Raw genomic sequence first — 19,533 nt, forward strand, 5'->3', positions numbered from 1 at the left:
ACGAAGCAATCTAATAAATGTGGATTGCCACGACCACTACGTGGTCTCGCAATGACTCTTGTACTTTTCTGCAATTTTTAAATTGCCATGGGGGTTATGCGTAAGGTGAGTTAAATAATAATATTTTTAAAATATTACTAATAATGCTTAGTGCAAATTATAATTGTTGTATACTACATAACATAACCATTTGTCCTAATAACAAAATGACCAACGAAACAATTAACAAAAATACTTTATTAATAATTGATGGTTATGGATTTGTCTTCAGAGCATATCATGTTCAGCCACCATTAACTTCTCCTAATGGCTTAGCTGTTGGAGCATTGTATGGTTTTACCTCCATGTTGTTAAAGCTATTGAACGATTTTAAGCCAGAACATGCTGTCATTATTTTTGACTCTGGTGGTAAGAATTTTCGTCACCACATTTATGAGCAATATAAAGCAAATAGACCGCCTACACCAAAGGATTTGAATGATCAATTACCACTTATTCGTCTAGCAGCAAGTAGCCTAAATTTCCCAATAATTGAGAAAGCTGGTTGTGAGGCAGATGATATAATTGCCACTCTAGCCAATAAAGCAACTGCATTACAAGAAAATACTATTATTATCTCTTCTGATAAAGATTTAATGCAATTAATTAATTCGCATACTAAAATGTATGACCCAATAAAAGCAAAATACATATCTGAAGATAACGTGATAGAGAAATTTGGTGTAGGACCAAGTAAGGTCAGGGAAGTAATGGCTTTGATCGGTGATAAGTCAGATAATATACCAGGTGTTTCAAGCATTGGTCCTAAAACTGCTGCAACACTTATAAAACAGTTTGGTTCGTTAGCAGAACTTTTAAATTCTCTCGATCAAATCAGTAACGATCGTCAAAGGGAAATCATTACCTCCTCAAAGGATATAGCATTAATTTCCTGGCAACTAGTTGGTTTAGATTATAATGTTGATATAGACTTGGATTTTAGTTTATTGCAATATAGACCACCTGATATTGGGCAAATCTCTGACTTCCTAGCAGAATATGGTTTTAAATCTCTAAACAAACGAGTGGAAAATTTATTCCAAATACAAATTACCAATGAATCTTTGCCTATTAAGCAAATCATAGTTCAGGAGATATCTTCTAAACAACAGCTTGATTCTGTGATGATTAAAGCTGAAGAGCATGGGGTCGTCAGTATTTATCTATCAGATCATCTAGGACAAAATCCTTCTATAATTTTATCGATTGATGATAAGTGCTACAACATTAAGTTTGTAGCTAGAACCCCTAGTAATATGTCTGATTTACTTTCTGATGATTTTCGTCAAAACTATCTGCATCAATGGTTTATGCCTGATATTCTCAAATTACTAAAAAATAAGTCTATTAAGAAAATCACTTATAAACTAAAATCATTATTAAAATTCTTTGTAGATAGTGAAATAGCATCGATTGAAGATCTAGAACTAATGCAATATCTAATATCTGCTGGTAAACCTCAAAAAGACCTGTTTGATTCGGTGGAAAAGGATAATTTAGAAGCCATAGCGGAAATAATTACTGGCTTTAGTACTGATTATCAAAAACTATTGTTAGAGTTAAAGGATAATCATGCCTTAGCACTATACAAAGAAATTGATTTACCTTTATGTTATATAATAGATAAAATGGAGAAAGCTGGAATTAAAATCGATTCACAGTATCTTAAACAGCTATCAAGTGAATTTGGTAATGAAATTACTAAATTAGAGCAGGAAATTTTTACCATTACTGGTACAAAGTTTAACATTGCCTCGCCAAAGCAACTGGGAGAAATTTTGTTTGAGAAAATGCAACTACCCTTTGGTAAATTGTCATCAAAAGCTAAGTCTTATTCTACTAGTGCAGAAATACTTGAAAAAATTAGCGAGAGTGGTTTTGCTATTGCCGATTTATTATTAAAATGGCGTCATTTAACTAAATTAAAAAATACTTATACGGATAGCTTACCTCTGCAAGTAAATCCAATAACTCATAGGGTACATACCACATTTTTACAAACTTCAACTAGCACTGGTAGGCTTAGTTCTCAAGATCCGAACTTACAGAATGTGCCAATTCGCTCGAAAGAAGGCAACAAAATCAGAACAGCTTTTATTGCAGAATATGGGCATAAATTAATTTCAGCTGACTATTCACAAATTGAACTCCGAATCTTAAGTAGCATGGCAGATATACCATCCTTAAAGCAAGCTTTTGTTAATGGTGAGGATATACATAGTAAAACGGCTTGTAATATATTTAAAATTACCGAAAAAGATTTAACACCAGAACATAGGCGTAAAGCAAAAGCCATAAATTTTGGTATTATTTATGGTATCAGTAGCTTTGGACTGGCAAAACAGTTAAATATTAGCTCTTCACAAGCAGCAGAATACATAAAAAAATATTTTGAAGAATACCCAGAAATTCAAAAATATATGGAATATATAAAAAACTATGCCAAGGAACATGGCTATGTCCTAAACCTATTCGGACGGAAATGTTTTATTCCCTTAATCCATGATAAGAAACACTCCCTACAGCAATTTGCCGAAAGGGCAGCAATCAACGCTCCAATTCAAGGAACTAGTGCAGACATCATAAAAGTGGCAATGATTGATCTTGACCGTAAGATACGGAAATTGCAATTAAGAACCAAACTAATTCTACAAATCCATGATGAGTTACTTTTTGAGTCTCCTATTGATGAAATAGAAGTAGCCACTCACCTAATCAAAACCACTATGGAGAACGTACCTAAATTAGCCATTCCACTTATTGTTGAAACCAAGGTGGGAGATAATTGGCTAAATACGCATATCTTCAACTAACTACACAAATTGTTAAAATAACTTTTGAATTTGAAGGAAACTAAGGAAACACAAGAAGTACAAAAGGTCAAGTAGCCTAGGATGAATCCTAGACTACCCTTTTTTGTCCTATTTCTTCTTTTTCTTAGCAGTCTCACACTCACAGGCGATTTGAGAAGCAACAGAATTCATATGTGATTTAACATCTTGAGAACCAGCGATTACCCCTCCTAGTGCCCAACTCATTTTATTAGCATCTATGCTATACTCGATGAAAATCAACAATTGCGTTGTTGTTGTCCAAGACCTGCGGTGCTCACGTACTAATGTACGCTGTGCTCCTCGGCTTGGACACTCCTAGCACTTGTTGATTTTGATCTTCGTCTACCAACTCTTCATTTACGAGCAGTATACCTAACAATTTTTTTGTCTCATTATCTTTTATATTAATTTTTGCGTCAAAGCGAGAGCTACCAGCACCAAAACCAATTAGTGTACGCATAACAGCATTACCCTCAGAATACTTAGTTATTTTCCCATCAATAAGTATAGCCCTATCTGTAGAGTCAACATTCCGTTGAACTTTGTCGAATAATTTTTTAGATTTAATTGAACTTGCTATCATATCGGCAAATCTCTTACCTTCTGATATAACATGTGGATCATCAGAAGATTTGCTAGTACCATCCTCAAAATCATTAATAATTATGTAATCATAACTACTAAAATCCACCCGACTCTCTGATGGTTGTGCGTTACGTATACTTGATGTACTACCACAAGATGATAGCATTATTGTTAAAATTAAAAAGATAATATTTTTCATAATTCCTCAATGTAATTTGATATATAAAGTATAATAACTTAATATATAAAGTACACACTGACAAGAGATATTTAGCAAAGAAAAAATATTATCAGTTGGAATATGGTTTGGATAGCTGATACTATAGTTAAGTCCATAGGATGGTGACAAAGAACATAACGATTGTAAGTTGTCATTCTTAGCAACGGCGGCAATCTAGATACCTGCTTTCGCAGGTATGACACAAAATTTGTATCACCTAATTCAATAGGTTTCACTATACTGTAGGAGAAAGATCACAACCCCTCCCCTTTTTCAACTGGTTCTATTCCATATAGTGATACCATTCGCTCAAGGACTCTTCCAACAGTAGGAGCTGCAGTCCAGCCAGCAGTAGCAAAGCCAAAGGATTCTTTTGTTCCTTTTGGTTCATCAAACATTATAAAAATAATATATTGGGGATCAATGGCTGGTAATAAACCTAAAAATGATGACATTCTGCTATTCTTAAGATATTTTTTCTTGCCATGCCCATCTGAAGTTAATTTTTCAGCAGTACCAGTTTTACCACCGACAAGATATCCTTTAACATCGGCTCTACGTCCTGTCCCTTCTTTTACCACCAAACGAAATAACTCACTCATTTGTTTAGAGGTTTTCTCACTAAAAACACGCGTGCCAACAAGAGGCTCATCGTGCCTTTTGATTAGAGTCAGATCATATAATATCCCTCCATTTACTATTGGTAATACTGCTTGAATAAAGTGTAAAGGGCTAATTGAAATGCCATAACCATAGGCCATGACAGCAGTAGTAAGATCACTCCACCTCTTGTCAGATGGAAACAAAGGAGTACCTCTCTCTGGTAACTCAATTTTAAGCTGATCTAGTAAACCTAATTTCTTTAAATAGTTTTTAAAATCATTCTTCCCAACTTCAAGCATAATTTGGCTAACACCAATATTTGATGAATGCAAGAAAATTTCTGGAACACTGTGCCACCCTTGCCTTGGATGATAATCTTTTATATTAAATCCCCCTACCTTCATATAGCTAATATCATAAGCATCGTTTATTGCTATAGCACCAGTATCAAAAGCTACGGCCATAGTCAAAGTTTTAAATACAGACCCCATCTCATAGATACCAAGACTTGCCATATTAAACAGTTCTTCTGGTTTTGCTCTACTTGGATAATGTGGATTAAAATCCGGCTTACTAACAATAGCTAAAATCTCACCATTATTAGGGTTAACAATTATTCCCACCGCTCCTATTGCACTAAACTCCTTTAATGTCCTATCTATTTCTTCATTTAGGATATTTTGTAATCTTACGTCTATAGATAGTTCAAGAGGTTTTTTAAGTTGATCCGGCTGTATAAAGTCAGAATTAGTTAGAAACTTATCATAGGTTCTTTCTAATCCAGCAAGACCAACCAAATCCCTACCCACATATCCTATAATATGTGACAATAAATTGGAAAAAGTATAGATTCTTTTTTGTTCTTGTTCAAAACTAAAACCTGGCATCCCCAAATTTGATATCGCCTCTTGCTCTTTTGGCAATAAATCCCTTTTGATCCATACGAAACTTTTGTTACTTTGTAGCTCTGCAAGTAACTTCATTTTGTCAATATCAGGCAAAATTTTGGATAATCTTTCTAAACATTGCAAAGGATTAATTATTTTCTGTGGATTGGCAAACAATGAGGAGGAAGGCAAATTTACTGCTAATAAGTTACCATTACGATCTACTATCTCTTTCCTAAAGTCACTATTTTTTACTTGATATTCTGACTTAACATAGCCATTGGTCGCAACAATTATTAAGCGATATGATAAACCACAAAAAAACATAGCAAAACAACAGCTGACTATTAATAATCTGATTTTGGTATTGTTAGCACCTACATCCCATAAAATAATACTACCAAAATTTTTCTTCATCTTAGTTAGAGTATTTTTTAGAAATACCAATAAAAATATATCGTTACCCATCTACATACTGCTGCTAATGGCTCACTAGTATGTCATTCTGCGGAAGTAGCGGATATATAATACTGAATAGTCTTTCAAGGTATTTTTTTAGATACCGCACCGAAGCAGGATAACATCTTTCTTGCCATGTAAGTACCATACTAATATTGATTTTCATCGAATACACTCTGTTTTTTTAGTTGAAACAGTTTGTATATATTTATTATTAGCAATTGTTTTATAACGCCATTTAGTGTTGGTTTTACTAAAATACGAACCACTTACTTCATTAGCCTTTGCATATTTTTTACTCTCATCAGGTGCTAAAGGGTCACTAATCATTTGCTTAACCTTAATAGTATCTAATTGTAAATAAAGTGATGATAATTTTCTTAGTCTAGCTGGGGAAGTAAGGTATGATTGTTCGACTTTTAACACGTGAATCATGTCTCGCTCATCAGTTAGTTGTTTTGAAACTTCCCCAAGCTGATAATGCAAACTAATGACCTTATCTTTGACTCTAAATAAGCCATAAATAGAAAGAATTATAGTACTTACAACTATATAACTAAATACTCTAACTACCATATATATTACCTATTTTCTGCCCAGCCCTCAACTTTGCAGACCTTGCTCTTGGATTAAGTGCAACTTCTTTAGGCGATGGACATAATGGTTTTTTTGTAAGAATTTTAAGCCATTCTTTAGAACTGTCTTCAGGCGAAATCTTTACACTGTATTTAGACCTAGCGACTACCTTAGCAGAATTTGCTTTTAAAAAATTCTTAACAATTCGGTCTTCTAATGAATGAAATGAAACAATTACTAGCCGACCATTTGGTGCTAAAATATTCTTGCAATTATCTAAAAATCTTGCTAATTGACCTAGTTCATCATTGATATGAATACGAATTGCTTGAAAAGTCTTAGTAGCGGAATCAATTTTACCTTTTCTAAAACCTATATTACTACGAACAATATGGGCAAATTTTGCTGTATTAGTAATAGGCTCTAATAACCTATGTTCTATAATCTTTTTAGCGATTTTTCGAGAATAAGTTTCATCTCCATATTTATAAATCACATCTGCTATTTCTTGTTCATCAGCCTCATTTATAAAATCGGCAGCACTATATCCCGTACTGCTCATCCTCATATCAAGTGGACCATCATGGGTAAATGAAAACCCCCTATCTCCAGAATCAAGTTGCATAGAAGAAACCCCTAAATCCATAACTATCCCATCAAATTTCAACGAACCTAATTTTGAAAAACTTTCAGCAAAGCCTGTCTGAATAAAGCTCACTCTGCTAGGATAATCGTTTACCAATTGATTAGCGTAAGTTCTAACATTTGGATCACAATCAATTGCTACTAACTGACAATTACAAGAATCTAATATCATCCTGCTATAACCACCAAAACCAAAAGTGCAATCTAAATAACTTCCTCCTTCTTTAGGACATAAGACTTCTTTAACTTCATTCAACATAACCGGCGTATGAGACGATGCGAACTCTTGTATCATACAACTACATCCTTAATGTTTTTCAGTGTTAAACGGTTACTTTGAGCAATTTGCCGAGCTGAAGAAAGATACGTTTCAAAATTTTGTGGCTGCCAAATTTCAAAGACCAATCCCTTCCCTACAAAGCAAGCTTGATCTGATATACCAGCGTGATCTATTAAAGATTTAGGTAGAATCACCCTCCCCTCACTATCAAAGCTAAGCTGGATAGCTTCACCAAGAATGATCGTTTCGAAAGCATCTCGTTCCTCAGAATAGGGATCTAAGGTTTGGATTATTTGACTTAGCTCCTCAAGCCTCTTCAAACTACAGCCTTCAATGCACTTATTTCTAAAAGACGGATAGGCAATAATCCCATTAAACGACTGACTAGACAAAGCTAATCTATAGCTGGCAGGTATCGAAACCCGACCTTTCTTATCAAGATTGTTTATATATTTTGATAAAAAAATATTCATTTACCCTTTACCTTTCAATAATTACCACATGGGGTATCAACTTTAGCAACCCCTGCAGCTTCAATGTCACCCCTGCAAAAGCAGGGGTTATAATACTTAACAGCCTTTTAGGCTACTTTTAGATCCCGCACCGAAGCTGGGATGACAGCAAAATTACTTAAATATTATCCCATAATTAAGTTATAACTAATTTTTGGTTATAATTGGGATAATTTGGGATTATATGGAATTTTTAGGATATTGTACTATAATTATAGAGTCAAGAAGGTTTTAAACAGTTGACAAACAAATTATAAATTTTTATCCATTGTGACTTATTTGACGTATATATGTGATTCAAAGAATTAATAATAAAATCTTTAAAAAAGTGGATGACGAGTATTAGTGCAGAGAAAAACTTTATTATAATTATATTATAGTAAAACTTAATGAGCATTTTATGATTACACTACTTGCTTCAATAACGGGCTTTATTAGCTCAATTATTCCGGAGATTTTAAAAATTCTAAAGGATCAAAATGATAAAAAACATGAACTTAATCTTTTAGATCGACAAATTGAAATCAATAAACTAGGACATACAAAGCTACTGACAGAGCTTGATGCTTCAAAAGACATTGCTGAAAATAATACTTTATATTCAACATATAAATCAGGCGTTAATTGGGTTGACGCATTGAATGGCTCAGTTCGCCCTGTCCTTGCCTATAGTTTTTTTATTATGTATGCCTACGTCAAATATATGCAATATAGAACCATACAGAGTACGGCGATCCTTGTAGAATATCTTGATGTTTTATGGAATATAGACGATCAGGCTATTTTTGCCGGTATTATTAGTTTCTATTTCGGACAACGGATGTTTAACAAATTATGGAAACGTAAAATGTAATATTGCAATATGTTGCAATATGTTATATTGTAACTATGGAGTTAAGGACATTTAATTTATTTAAAGATTAGATATATGCTAAAAAGAATTTCGTGGCTTACTTTTTTTGTGCTTATCATATACCCAATTTTACTTGCATTTTTGGTTATAAAATATCACATTAGCCACAAGATAGGTATATTCGAAATAGGTTTACTGTTAGCCGGTTATTATGGTTCTAATATTACTGTTGGTGTTGGTTTGCATAGGCTTTGGTCACATCATGCCTTTAAAACAAATACAGCGGTGGAGTTTATTCTTGTTATAATGTCAGCCGCCACTTTACAAGGACCAGCCTTGTCTTGGGCTTCAAATCATCACAAACACCATACTCATACTGACAAAGACCAAGATCCTCATACCCCACTAAAGTTTGACAATAAAATCTTGGGATTACTATGGTCACATATTGGATGGATGATAATTGATGGAAGCTACAAGTCAATTGACCGGATTACTATGGTTAAACTTGGTAAAAGTAAATTGCTAAGATGGCAATTAAAATATTATTGGCAAATTGCTACATTTATGAATATTGTATTTCCAGCATTAATAGGTTACTTAATAGGTGGTACTATCAATTCTGCCTATGCTGGTTTCCTGTTTATTGGTATGGGAAGAGCATTGCAACAACAGGCAACTTTTTGCGTCAATTCTCTATGCCATTTCGTTGGTAGTAAACAATATTATAAAGGTACTGCTGGAGATATTTGGTGGATGGCTTTATTCTTATTAGGTGAAAACTGGCATAATTTCCACCATGCATTCCCATCAGATTATCGTAATGGTGCTAAATGGTATCATTTTGATGTCCATAAATGGATAATATACGTGATGAGCAAACTTGGACTAGCTTGGAACTTAGAAATTACTCCTAAAATCAGAATACAAGCCAAAATAAATGAGACTAGTAAATACCTAATAGAGGGACGCAAACAGCAATTAAGTTTACTGCAAGATAAAATCAATCAACTGGTAGAACGAGTGTACGTAAAGCTTAATGAGCTTGAAAATTCTTCTATATCTATTAAAGCTCAATTAGAAAAATCTTTTATGGAAATTCAGGAATCACTGAAGAAGCTTGCTGAACAACTACATTCATCAATTCAGTTAACTGAAAAGTCATCAGAAAGATTACTAAAAATTGCTAGTAAAAAGATTAAAGATCGAGAAATGGCAATTTATAGATTATATAACGAGCTAGATAGAAAGTATATTAGGAACTAATAGAGTTAGCTAGGCGTACGAGTGGCGAGTAAGCCTTACTATTACCCACAAAATAACAATGGTGAAAAAGAAGTAAAAATAATATACTGATTTGCAATTAAAATATTACATTGTAGAGGTATAGTATGAGTCAAGAAATAATAAATAATTATTTGACCGAGGAATTTAGTGGAGCTATTTTGGGTGATAAAAGGCTGACAAATAGGTTAATAAAGATAGCTGATAATTTTGCAAATATACCTGAAAGCTCAATTAATCAAGCATGTGGAAATTGGGCAGAAACAAAAGCAGCATATCGTTTTTTTAAAAACGATAATGTTAAGGAATCAAAAATATTAGAAGCCCATATTGCTAAAGCAGTAGAAAGAATCAAAGAGCATGATAAAGTTCTTGTTATACAAGATACTAGTTATATCACATATACTAGTCATAAAAAAACTACTGGATTGGGTGTGTTATCAAGAAAAGAGGGAAAGAATGTTAAAAATATTGAATGTAAAGGTCTGATAATGCATACTGCCTTTGCGGTTGCTACCAATGGATTAGCACTTGGGTTGTTGGATCAAAAGATTCACAATAGACCAGCAGTGCCTGAAGAAATACAACAGTTAAAAAAAACTAGTCATGGTAATGCGGTACATATTAAAGATAAAGAAAGTATGAAGTGGCTTAATGCATTACAGAACACTATTAATGCAACGAATAATAGTAATACCCAAATTATAACTGTTTGTGATAGAGAAGCTGATATATATGATTTTTTTGAATTGGCACAAGCTCAGAAATCTAAAGTTTTAGTTAGAGCTGCACAGGATAGAGAAATAAATAAAAAGTCAAAATATTCCAAAAAAGATAGACAATATTTGTGGAAGGTAGTATGGGGTTTCCAGTGTGCTGGAGAAATAGCAGTTAAAGATACTAGTCAAGAAAATAAAGCTAATAGGATTAGACATTTGGAAGTTAGATTTGGAAAATTTATAATGAATCCTCCTGTAAACAATGTAAGACATAAAACAGAAACATTGCCAAATTTACCAGTATATGCCATCAATGTTATTGAGCGTCGTCCCCCTAGTGGAACAACACCATTAGAATGGATGTTACTAACCAATATAGTTATCAATAATTTTGAAGAAGCTATAGAGAAAGTAAGATGGTATTGTTTAAGATGGAGAATTGAAATTTTTCATAAAATTTTAAAATCTGGATTTAGGGTTGAACAATGTAGACTTGCAACAGGAGAAAGATTAATAAAATACTTGACAATCATGAGCATAATTGCTTGGAGAATTTTTTTTATTACTTTAATTGGCAGAACTAATCCTAATCTACCATGTAGTGTAATATTAGCTGAAGAAGAATGGCGAGTTTTGTATGTAAAGATACACAAAGCAGCTCCCCCTAATAATACAATTCCTACAATAAAAAATGCTATAATATGGGTTGCTAAATTGGGTGGGTATTTAGCAAGAAAAAATGATCTAGAGCCTGGTCCTATTGTATTGTGGAGAGGATGGCAACGGTTATTTGATCTAGTTCAAGGTTATCAATTAGCTAACTCTAATATTTGTGGGTAATAGTAAGGCGAGTAAGCGGAGCGTAGTCAAACCGTTGTTCCTACGCGAAGTTCCATCGTACCACAACGCCAACACTTGAAAGGCGAATTGTATACGCTAACTGACCAGTTAAAGGTCAGGATTGGCAAATTCTTATCCCAAATTCGTGTAAGGAGGTAAATTATTATGCTAGACTTAAAATCTATTGAAAATATGAGCTTTGAAGCCGCCTTAGCTGAACTAAAAGAAATTGTAAAAAAAATTGATACGGGAGAAGAAAGTTTAGATTCATCAATTAATAGTTTTGAAAGAGGGGTCTTACTAAAAGATCACTGTGAAAAGAAACTACAAGCCGCCCGCTTAAAGATTGAAAAAATTACTAAGATGCCAGATTCAACCATCGCTATAGAAAAGGTAGAGTCCTAATTTAGTATACTCTTCTGCTTTGAACAATTGTTTTTTAAAAATATCATGGATTCGCATGCGTAACTATACTATATGTACGCCTAGCATGCTCACCATTCATTTTCAAATCCAATTCTTCAAATCATTTGAATATATGTCCAGCGTAGATCAGAAACACCTGTCATACCATTTCCCATTATTAACTACGCTATTTAGCACTACAGTGTAGTACTAATGTCAAAACGATGTCATCCCAGCGAAAGCTGGGATCTAATAATGTATAATAGTCTTCTAGGCTATTTTTTTAGATTCCCGCCGTTGCTAAGAATGACAACTTTGGGTAGTAACTACAACTGTAGTATTATCGTAGTTAATAATGGGAAATGGTATAACATGGCTAATGTACATCAGGAATAAATTTTTATCAGGGCAAGGTTATTTGGACTTGTTTATGGGATCATTAAAATCAATTTTCAGGTTGGGTAGTTCGCTATACTCCGTTTGATCACCCCGTATTTGTTGTTGTTCCCGTTCTCCAAATCATTCGAGTATACTAGTTAACCTGAATTCGATATAACAAGTTAATACTAGACCCAGTATCATCTCTATTGTGGGTGATGTCACCCCTGCGTAGGCAGGGGTCTAAAGAAGTAGCAAGGATTAAGTGCTTAAACATTTTTAGATCCCTGCCTTCGCTGGGATGACATCGAGCGTGCAGAGAATAATAATTATTCTTACATCGAACTGAGGTTAGTTACCAATAAAGGTACAGTCTCTAATATCTTTACTTTCTCTTCTAGTTCTACTAACCCACCTATTACTTCACCTAATTTTTCATCAAACTCATCTATTTCATCTTGTAAAAATTTAATGTGTTTTTCTATACTATCTTTATCTATACCATCAATGCTATGATGTAATCTCTCCTTTTCATTGTTAAGTATTAGTACTAAATCTTCTCGCCTTTGTTGATATCTCTTCAAAGTCTCTGATTCAGTTTGACATAGATAATTTGCTGTAAGCTGCATCTTAATATAATTCCCTTCATCTTATTTGTACAAGGCTATTTTTTCCAGTATCTTCTGTAATTTGGCCTTTTCTTTGGGTTTGCTAAACTGAACAATTCCCCTAAACTCATCAAGTAACATTTTTACGCACATTTCTACTTCATTTAAATGAACAGTCATGTGCAAAATCTCAGTACAGGACAAAGAGATTAAGGAGAGAAGAAAATAAGTAGATAACGCGTAGCCAAAGCTCTATTACTTAGGTTATTGAAGACTTAAGAGGCAAGAGAATGATTACAGCGTTATCACAATTAATAGGAGACTACTTTTTTAATAGTTTTGCAAGCATAAAATTAATAGAACAAATAATATTAGGATTATTGCAAGTGAGAGATGTAAATCTTACACAGCTTGCCTTAACGATAAAAGGAGATAAGCAAGAATCACGCTATAAGAAATTACAGAGATTTTTTGCCAAATGTGAATTATCATATACGTCCTTAGCCAAGTTACTGGTTAGGTTGGCTGGAATTGATGCTGAACAATGGTTACTAGTGCTGGATCGGACAAATTGGAAATTTGGTAAGCTTGACATCAATATTTTAGTATTATCTATTTGCCATAAAGGCATTGCTATACCAATTATGTGGGATATGTTGCCAAAAGCAGGAACTTCTAATAACGTTGAACGTCAGCAATTAATGGAAAGGTTTATTACTATATTTGGCATAGAGAAGATGTCAGCATTGCTTGGGGATCGGGAGTTTATAGGTGATTTATGGCTAAAGTTTTTAGCCGATAAAATGATACCATTTTATATTAGAATCAAAGCCAATCTTACCATTGGTAGAGCAGAAGATGAGTTAGTTACTGCTAATCATTTAATTAAGAAGTTACAGAATGGTGAATATATATAAAAAAAGATGGGAAATAGAAAGCCTTTTTGCTTGCCTTAAGACGCGGGGCTTCAATTTTGAAAATACCCATATAATACATTTAGATAGAATTAGTAAATTGCTTGGTTTACTTGCTATAGCATTTACTTTTGCTTATGTTGTGGGTCAATGGCAAAATTCTATCAAACCTATAAAGCTTAAAAAACATGGTAGAAAGTCTATATCCTTATTCAGGTATGGCTTAGATTACTTGCAGAGAATATTTTTGAATATTGCAGAAATGATGGAAAAATGGATGGAAGTTATAACAAAATTTATTAAGCCAATAATACCATCTTTACTCCGATTATCACCTTGTTAATCTCTTTGTCCTGTACTGAGGTGCAAAATATGATGTTCTTTCTTGGTAGTTAGAGTGGTTAACTCTTTTAATTCTTTATGTAACAAAATTACTTCTTCTTTGGCTGTAATGAAACTATTAGAGAAATCCTGACTCATAAGCCAAATATTGGTACATGCCAGCCTAATACTATATAACCACTTAATACAAGTTACTATCAATAGCATTTCAATAATGATTAAAATAATTGAAGAAATTACTAATAGTTGAATCATTTCATTCCTCCTTTTGTTGCCTTCCACGAGATAAGCTCTATATTCGAATGCTCCTACGAATTGGCTTCGTAAGATTGTGAGGTATTCAAGTATACTTTTTTGATTGTTTATTACTTGTAATGTACTGCTCGTAAATGAAGAGTTGGTAGACGAAGATCAAAATCAACAAGTGCTAGGAGTGTCCAAGCCGAGGAGCACAGCGTACATTAGTACGTGAGCACCGCAGGTCTTGGACAACAACAACGCAATTGTTGATTTTCATCGAGTATGCCACTTTTAGCTCTAATGTCTTTATACTTTCTCTTTGCTGTAATAAAATTTTATCTTTTTTATTATTGTTATTTTATCCTACTATTCTTGGATATAACATTTTCTTGGTCTAATTTATGGGTACATTATAACTAACCTCAGTTTGATGTAATAATCATCGCCATTAGGGGTGATGTCACCGCCATTATGTCATCCCAGCGAAAGCTGGGATATAAAAACTATATAACACTCCATTCAATATGTGATTTTAATTATTAAAATCACATATTGAATGATGAAAAAAGTTAAAATGCACTCGCGTCAGCCGCTTCAAGAGTGCATTTTTCCTTATAACAAAGCCAGTTCGATATAAGAATTATTAATTCTTATATCGAACTGAGGTTAACATACCTTCTATGATATTTTTTTAGACCCCTACCTACGCAGGGGTGACACCCCACAGCTGTCGAAAGTTAGAAGAGGAAGCGGTTTTAGAAGTCATAATGACAGTTTAAAAGTTGTCGGCTTATAACCGCTGTCATTGCGAGAAGGCGTAAGCCGACGAAGCAATCCACTTATGGTTACTTTTTTGGATTGCTTCGTCGACCTACGGTCTTCCTCGCAATGACGTTACCCTATTTAAAACCCCTTCCTCTTCTAACTTTCAACAGTTGTAGGTGACACCCTAGGCTATTAAACCGATGTCTTACATCAATACTTGAGGTTAACTACCTTGTATAGGAATCCCCTTTAATTTTAGAGCTGTATATTTTATATAGTATAATAGATGTTGTGATGTGTAAAGTGTTTTTAATAAAAAAATTTGTGAGGATGTTAAGTTTATTGAGAATTTTGCTAGCTCGCCACCTGCTAGCAGAGATAATTCTTGAAATTCATTGGATAGGTTAGTGTGTTATAGTAAACTTTGTTCTAAAAACCAAAAATCTTTCTGGGGTTTTTGGCAAGTTCTAAAAATATCTCTCGTTCAAATTGCAATAATTTTTGCTCATCAATTTGTTGCATGGAAATGATATCTTGAAACTTTGACAATAGCCATCCTTGAAGATTATCATACTCAGAGATACTCTTCTGCTTTGAAGAATTGCTTTCTGCAAATACTATCGGGAAATTCGCGTACTCACGTATCTTATTGTACTGCTTGCATTCGCTTACCCCTTGTTTGTTGCTCCCATTCTCCAAATCATTTGAGTATATATACTGCTCGTAAATGAAGAGTTGGTAGACGAAGATCAAAATCAACAAGTGCTAGGAGTGTCCAAGCCGAGGAGCACAGCGTACATTAGTACGTGAGCACCGCAGGTCTTGGACAACAACAACGCAATTGTTGATTTTCATCGAGTATATCTAATTCTTCAGCTAAAGTAACTTTAGATAAAATAACTTGCTTGCTTACTTTCTGTATTTTTTCTGGCAAATCCAAGGCAAAAGCCTCTTGCAGTATTAAATGTTTATTCATATTTACTTGCACGTTAGTAATATCATAATCAGCTATAAAATAATCAGCAGAACTTGATTTATTGTGCAATAGGATATTTCTTAAATTTTTTACCAGCTTACTTTTATCGCTACTTGCACGATAAAACATTTCCTTAATGCCTCCCCAACTTGGAACTAAGCCAACCGATGCCTCAACAAGGCCAGCATTTAATTCCTGATTAGCTACAATAAAATCAGAATGTAACAATATTTCACAGCCCCCACCTAACGCAGCACCTAAAGCACAGCTAACAATATTAATATGCGAGTATTTTAACCTTATCATGGTTTTTTGACCAAGTTTTAAGAAATATTCTAATTTAGCAAAATCTTGATTTTTTATACAGGAAGCAATGAATTTTAAGTCAGCACCAGCTGAAAAATTATTGGTTAATGGCATAATATATAGTGTTTGCTTCTCATTTTCTGCAATATCAACAGATTCTAACAAAAGTTTAAAAACATTTTCATTGAGGCAATTCATTTTAGTATTAATAGTAAAAACTAACCTATTTTTATACAGAATTAGTTGGACCGAGTCATTCTTCAATAAAATCTTACTTTCTTCTAATCTGACTCTAGTCAAATGAAACTGACTCAGTTCAATAGTTTCATAGGAATTATTAGCGATATATTCCGGTAATGTTAAATTCATGAGCATTGCTTGTTTTTTAAGCCACTCAAATCCTCCTCCTATGTGATTAATTAACAACTCAAAAGGACCAATCTTCCAACTATAACCAAGCCTCATAGCTGTATCTATATCGTAAATATTGTCAGTAATCGATGGAATTAAAGATATTATATATAAGTAAAACTTCACTAGGATGTTATGAAAAAATTTACCATAGCGAGAGTTGCTATTTAACAACTGATCAATAGAACTATATTCAATCTTGGGATCTTCAAATGCTGTATAAGTTAAAGTTGTAAAATCTATGACTTCTTTAGTTTTTATGCCATTTATCTTTGATATGCGGTAAAAACCTCCTAAAGCTTTACGACCAATCAAGTTATTCTCTATCATCTTATCAAGGATAGAAGATGCTGAGTAAACTTGGTGATAATCATCATGATTCGGTAGGGAATTAACTAGTGATGTAGAAATTAATCTCATTACGTCGTGACCTATTAAATCATATAAGCCAAAGATTCCTGTACTTGGTAATTTACATAAATCAGTAAAAATTTTATCGATAATTACTGGACTTAAATTTTCATCTATGCTGCTGCGAACAACCAGCTCAAGTAGATAACAACCAACTCGATTTGCTATAAAACCTGGAGTATCGTGACATTTAATAATAGTTTTCCCTAAATCTCGTGTTAGAAAATCTGATATCCTCTCTATAACCCCTGAGCTAACCTCTGAATCTACAACAAGTTCAAGTAATTCCATGTATCTTGGAGGATTAAAAAAATGACTAATGACAAATCTAGACCTAATGGTAGATTTTATAGAATCAGGCATTTGCTCTTTTAATTTCCTTAAAGGTAGGGTTGAAGTATTAGAAGCTAAAATATCATCTTCTTTTAGGTAGGGTAGAATCTTCTCATATAGCTGATGTTTTATTGCAATTTTTTCAATAATAACTTCAATGATCAAATCACATTCTGTAATCCGCTTTAGATCATCTTCTAAATTACCAATGGTGATAAACGCTAATTTACTTGGATGCGATAAAGGAGGTGGTCGTTGTTTCTCTATATTTTCTAGAGCCTTCGTAAGGATTGCATTCCTATCATTAGGGTCGTTGCTTACTACATCTAGTAAAACAACTTGGTGAGAGGAGTTAGCTATCAAGGCAGCTATTGCTAGCCCCATTACTCCAGAACCAATAACACATATTTTTTCTATTTTATTTTCCATCTTATTCACCAAACCTTTGTAACGAGCATCGCAACTATTATATCATGAATTTCTTGTACACTAAGAGTTGAAGCATTTATTTTTACTATTCTATTTAGAAATTTAGCTGATATATATTGAAATCCGTTATGGACTTTTTGATGGAATTCAATATTCTTGCTTTCAAATTTGTTATTATTCCCTCGCACTAATGCCCTTGGTAAGGCAATATTTGGATCTATATCAATAAAAAATGTAATATCAGGCATCACATCAGATATTAAAGACTTATGAAGATCATAAACTAAATCAATCCCTATATCTTGCCCCTGATAACAAGCAGTAGAGTCTACAAACCTATCACAAATAACTGAGATCCCACAATCTAGTTTAGGAATAATCCTTTTATGGACATGTTCGTAACGTGCTGCCATGATTTGCAGCAATTCTGACATAGGTAGTAAATCTTGATTAACTAAAATGTCACGCATTTTTTCAGCAGAAATAGTTCCCCCTACTTCACGTGTTAAATCTACGGGAATATTTTGTGATAGTAAATACTGATATAACATATTACTTTGGGTGGATTTTCCGCACCCTTCCCCACCCTCAAACGTAATAAATTTACCCTTTTTAATTGACGTAGCTATCACTATTCATCTCATACAATCTTGAAATAGTTCTGTTAAATTCATCTTTGCGAAAACCATTCTGATATATTTTTATAGGTTCATCTTGCAATGTCATGAATAATACAACCTTATAAAAATAAGCATTATCAACAAAATTAATAAACCTAACTGCTAAGTCTGTGTTATCAGAATCTATTATACGAATATTTTCTACTATTATGATAGAAAATTTTTGGCAAATATTTACATAATCAACATAACCTAATTCTCTTACAAATAGCTCCTCAAAATCTGTCACTAATATTTTTTCACTAGCCATTTTAAAAGATATTTTACGTCCAAAAACTAGGATATCCTTAGAAACTAATCGGTTATTACTATTTAACTTGCTAATAAGGTTCTGTATCTCAAGCTTATTATCTTCATTAATAGGGTATATTATGCGTCTATTAGTCATGTGTATAATTTTATCTAATCGATAATCATGATCACTATCCAAATGCATAACTTCAAACTTTTGATAAATCTCTTTAATTATTGGCAAAAAGGAATTTCTTTGTAAACCATCTTTATACAAATTTTTTGGCTCAATATTACTAGTAATGAAGATAAACACCTTATGTCTTATGAGTTCAAGGAGCAGCGGCCCTATTATCATAGCATCAGTTATGTCTTTAATTTCAAACTCATCTATGCATATTACTTCCGCCTGCTTTGCATAATTTGCAGCAATTCTTTTGATAATATTATTTTTAGATTGTGATTTATCTTGCAACTGATAAATATCTTTATGTACCGATTGCATAAAGTTTTGGTAATGTATCATTAATTTCCTAATTTGCAATATTTGGAAAAAATGTTGCATTAATACAGTTTTGCCATTACCTACATTACCATATAAATATATAGCTTTTTTTGCTAATAAACTGCTATTAAAGAATCTAAAAAACGACTTATCTTCAATTTGTTTAGCAAACTCTTTAATTCTGCTGAGCAAAAGCAACTGCTTTTCGTCAAATTTTAATTCAGACAATATATTACATTCTCATTTTAGATTTAGTATAACCT

At 33.2% G+C, this 19,533-nt stretch carries 19 protein-coding genes; 7 read left to right on the forward strand and 12 right to left on the reverse strand.

From position 1 onward, the window contains the following. Positions 1-206: 206 nt before the first annotated feature. Positions 207-2,852, forward strand: a complete 2,646-nt coding sequence (gene polA, locus AAGD29_RS02620) for a DNA polymerase I (protein WP_341758408.1) — start codon at positions 207-209, stop codon at positions 2,850-2,852. A 108-nt stretch (positions 2,853-2,960) separates the two neighbouring features. On the opposite strand, the gene AAGD29_RS02625 is transcribed toward polA, so the two are convergent. From AAGD29_RS02625 to AAGD29_RS02650, 6 genes are all read right to left on the reverse strand, one after another. After that, complete coding sequence (locus AAGD29_RS02625; protein WP_341758409.1) at positions 2,961-3,116, reverse strand: hypothetical protein; 156 nt, start codon at positions 3,114-3,116, stop codon at positions 2,961-2,963. A 31-nt stretch (positions 3,117-3,147) separates the two neighbouring features. Next, positions 3,148-3,657, reverse strand: coding sequence for a DUF4410 domain-containing protein (locus AAGD29_RS02630; protein ID WP_341758410.1), 510 nt, complete (start codon positions 3,655-3,657; stop codon positions 3,148-3,150). Positions 3,658-3,932: 275 nt separating this feature from the next. Further along, entirely contained in the window at positions 3,933-5,636 is a 1,704-nt protein-coding gene (locus AAGD29_RS02635) for a peptidoglycan D,D-transpeptidase FtsI family protein (protein ID WP_410521169.1), read from the reverse strand. Between the two features lie 153 nt (positions 5,637-5,789). Continuing rightward, positions 5,790-6,203: a hypothetical protein gene (locus tag AAGD29_RS02640; protein ID WP_341758411.1), complete on the reverse strand. Its 414-nt coding sequence runs from the start codon at positions 6,201-6,203 to the stop codon at positions 5,790-5,792. Next, positions 6,193-7,143 (reverse strand): 16S rRNA (cytosine(1402)-N(4))-methyltransferase RsmH, encoded by a 951-nt coding sequence (gene rsmH / locus AAGD29_RS02645; RefSeq protein ID WP_341758412.1) that lies wholly within the window; start codon positions 7,141-7,143, stop codon positions 6,193-6,195. The genes AAGD29_RS02640 and rsmH overlap by 11 nt, the downstream gene beginning before the upstream one ends. After that, positions 7,140-7,601 carry a cell division/cell wall cluster transcriptional repressor MraZ gene (locus AAGD29_RS02650; RefSeq protein WP_341754196.1) on the reverse strand — a complete coding sequence of 154 codons (462 nt, stop codon included), beginning with the start codon at positions 7,599-7,601 and terminating at the stop codon, positions 7,140-7,142. Before AAGD29_RS02650 ends, rsmH begins: the two co-directional genes overlap by 4 nt. Before the next feature lie 439 nt (positions 7,602-8,040). Between AAGD29_RS02650 and AAGD29_RS02655 the strand changes: the two genes are divergently transcribed. From AAGD29_RS02655 to AAGD29_RS02670, 4 genes are all read left to right on the forward strand, one after another. Continuing rightward, positions 8,041-8,493, forward strand: coding sequence for a hypothetical protein (locus AAGD29_RS02655; RefSeq protein ID WP_341758413.1), 453 nt, complete (start codon positions 8,041-8,043; stop codon positions 8,491-8,493). Positions 8,494-8,568: 75 nt separating this feature from the next. Next, positions 8,569-9,759, forward strand: coding sequence for a fatty acid desaturase (locus tag AAGD29_RS02660; protein WP_341758414.1), 1,191 nt, complete (start codon positions 8,569-8,571; stop codon positions 9,757-9,759). Between the two features lie 125 nt (positions 9,760-9,884). Continuing rightward, entirely contained in the window at positions 9,885-11,336 is a 1,452-nt protein-coding gene (locus AAGD29_RS02665; protein WP_341758415.1) for an IS4 family transposase, read from the forward strand. A gap of 165 nt (positions 11,337-11,501) precedes the next feature. Then, a complete protein-coding gene (locus AAGD29_RS02670) occupies positions 11,502-11,741 on the forward strand; it encodes an exodeoxyribonuclease VII small subunit (protein ID WP_341753808.1) in 240 nt (79 codons plus the stop codon). A 713-nt stretch (positions 11,742-12,454) separates the two neighbouring features. Here the strand turns inward: AAGD29_RS02670 and AAGD29_RS02675 are convergent. Continuing rightward, positions 12,455-12,748 carry a hypothetical protein gene (locus tag AAGD29_RS02675; protein WP_341758416.1) on the reverse strand — a complete coding sequence of 98 codons (294 nt, stop codon included), beginning with the start codon at positions 12,746-12,748 and terminating at the stop codon, positions 12,455-12,457. A gap of 269 nt (positions 12,749-13,017) precedes the next feature. Between AAGD29_RS02675 and AAGD29_RS02680 the strand changes: the two genes are divergently transcribed. Both AAGD29_RS02680 and AAGD29_RS02685 read left to right on the forward strand, forming a co-directional pair. Beyond that, the gene (locus AAGD29_RS02680; RefSeq protein ID WP_341758417.1) at positions 13,018-13,644 is read left to right on the forward strand and encodes a hypothetical protein; all 627 of its coding nucleotides are present in this window, start codon (positions 13,018-13,020) and stop codon (positions 13,642-13,644) included. After that, positions 13,628-13,984: a transposase gene (locus tag AAGD29_RS02685; protein ID WP_341758418.1), complete on the forward strand. Its 357-nt coding sequence runs from the start codon at positions 13,628-13,630 to the stop codon at positions 13,982-13,984. The genes AAGD29_RS02680 and AAGD29_RS02685 overlap by 17 nt, the downstream gene beginning before the upstream one ends. Here the strand turns inward: AAGD29_RS02685 and AAGD29_RS02690 are convergent. The 5 genes from AAGD29_RS02690 to zapE form a co-directional block, all read right to left on the reverse strand. Beyond that, positions 13,981-14,238, reverse strand: coding sequence for a hypothetical protein (locus AAGD29_RS02690; protein ID WP_341758419.1), 258 nt, complete (start codon positions 14,236-14,238; stop codon positions 13,981-13,983). The genes AAGD29_RS02685 and AAGD29_RS02690 overlap by 4 nt on opposite strands. 1,179 nt (positions 14,239-15,417) lie before the next feature. Beyond that, on the reverse strand, positions 15,418-15,750 hold the full coding sequence (locus AAGD29_RS02695) for a hypothetical protein (RefSeq protein ID WP_341758420.1): 333 nt from the start codon (positions 15,748-15,750) through the stop codon (positions 15,418-15,420). Between the two features lie 37 nt (positions 15,751-15,787). Continuing rightward, positions 15,788-17,854, reverse strand: a complete 2,067-nt coding sequence (locus tag AAGD29_RS02700; RefSeq protein ID WP_341758421.1) for a 3-hydroxyacyl-CoA dehydrogenase/enoyl-CoA hydratase family protein — start codon at positions 17,852-17,854, stop codon at positions 15,788-15,790. A 5-nt stretch (positions 17,855-17,859) separates the two neighbouring features. After that, positions 17,860-18,483, reverse strand: coding sequence for a dTMP kinase (tmk, locus tag AAGD29_RS02705; protein ID WP_341758738.1), 624 nt, complete (start codon positions 18,481-18,483; stop codon positions 17,860-17,862). After that, positions 18,467-19,498, reverse strand: a complete 1,032-nt coding sequence (zapE, locus tag AAGD29_RS02710) for a cell division protein ZapE (RefSeq protein WP_341758422.1) — start codon at positions 19,496-19,498, stop codon at positions 18,467-18,469. The genes tmk and zapE overlap by 17 nt, the downstream gene beginning before the upstream one ends. Between the last annotated feature and the right edge of the window lie 35 nt (positions 19,499-19,533).

This window comes from Candidatus Tisiphia endosymbiont of Ditula angustiorana, assembly GCF_964026425.1.
Taxonomy (GTDB): domain Bacteria; phylum Pseudomonadota; class Alphaproteobacteria; order Rickettsiales; family Rickettsiaceae; genus Tisiphia.

Coding starts and splice junctions, on each gene's coding strand:
- AAGD29_RS02635 (WP_410521169.1), bottom strand. CDS start 5,636: ATGGGTAACGATATATTTTTATTGGTATTTCTAAAAAATACTCTAACT.
- AAGD29_RS02685 (WP_341758418.1), top strand. CDS start 13,628: ATGGTGAATATATATAAAAAAAGATGGGAAATAGAAAGCCTTTTTGCT.
- AAGD29_RS02630 (WP_341758410.1), bottom strand. CDS start 3,657: ATGAAAAATATTATCTTTTTAATTTTAACAATAATGCTATCATCTTGT.
- AAGD29_RS02640 (WP_341758411.1), bottom strand. CDS start 6,203: ATGGTAGTTAGAGTATTTAGTTATATAGTTGTAAGTACTATAATTCTT.
- AAGD29_RS02675 (WP_341758416.1), bottom strand. CDS start 12,748: ATGCAGCTTACAGCAAATTATCTATGTCAAACTGAATCAGAGACTTTG.
- polA (WP_341758408.1), top strand. CDS start 207: ATGACCAACGAAACAATTAACAAAAATACTTTATTAATAATTGATGGT.
- AAGD29_RS02670 (WP_341753808.1), top strand. CDS start 11,502: ATGCTAGACTTAAAATCTATTGAAAATATGAGCTTTGAAGCCGCCTTA.
- AAGD29_RS02665 (WP_341758415.1), top strand. CDS start 9,885: ATGAGTCAAGAAATAATAAATAATTATTTGACCGAGGAATTTAGTGGA.
- AAGD29_RS02655 (WP_341758413.1), top strand. CDS start 8,041: ATGATTACACTACTTGCTTCAATAACGGGCTTTATTAGCTCAATTATT.
- AAGD29_RS02660 (WP_341758414.1), top strand. CDS start 8,569: ATGCTAAAAAGAATTTCGTGGCTTACTTTTTTTGTGCTTATCATATAC.
- AAGD29_RS02650 (WP_341754196.1), bottom strand. CDS start 7,601: ATGAATATTTTTTTATCAAAATATATAAACAATCTTGATAAGAAAGGT.
- AAGD29_RS02680 (WP_341758417.1), top strand. CDS start 13,018: ATGATTACAGCGTTATCACAATTAATAGGAGACTACTTTTTTAATAGT.
- AAGD29_RS02690 (WP_341758419.1), bottom strand. CDS start 14,238: ATGATTCAACTATTAGTAATTTCTTCAATTATTTTAATCATTATTGAA.
- AAGD29_RS02700 (WP_341758421.1), bottom strand. CDS start 17,854: ATGGAAAATAAAATAGAAAAAATATGTGTTATTGGTTCTGGAGTAATG.
- rsmH (WP_341758412.1), bottom strand. CDS start 7,143: ATGATACAAGAGTTCGCATCGTCTCATACGCCGGTTATGTTGAATGAA.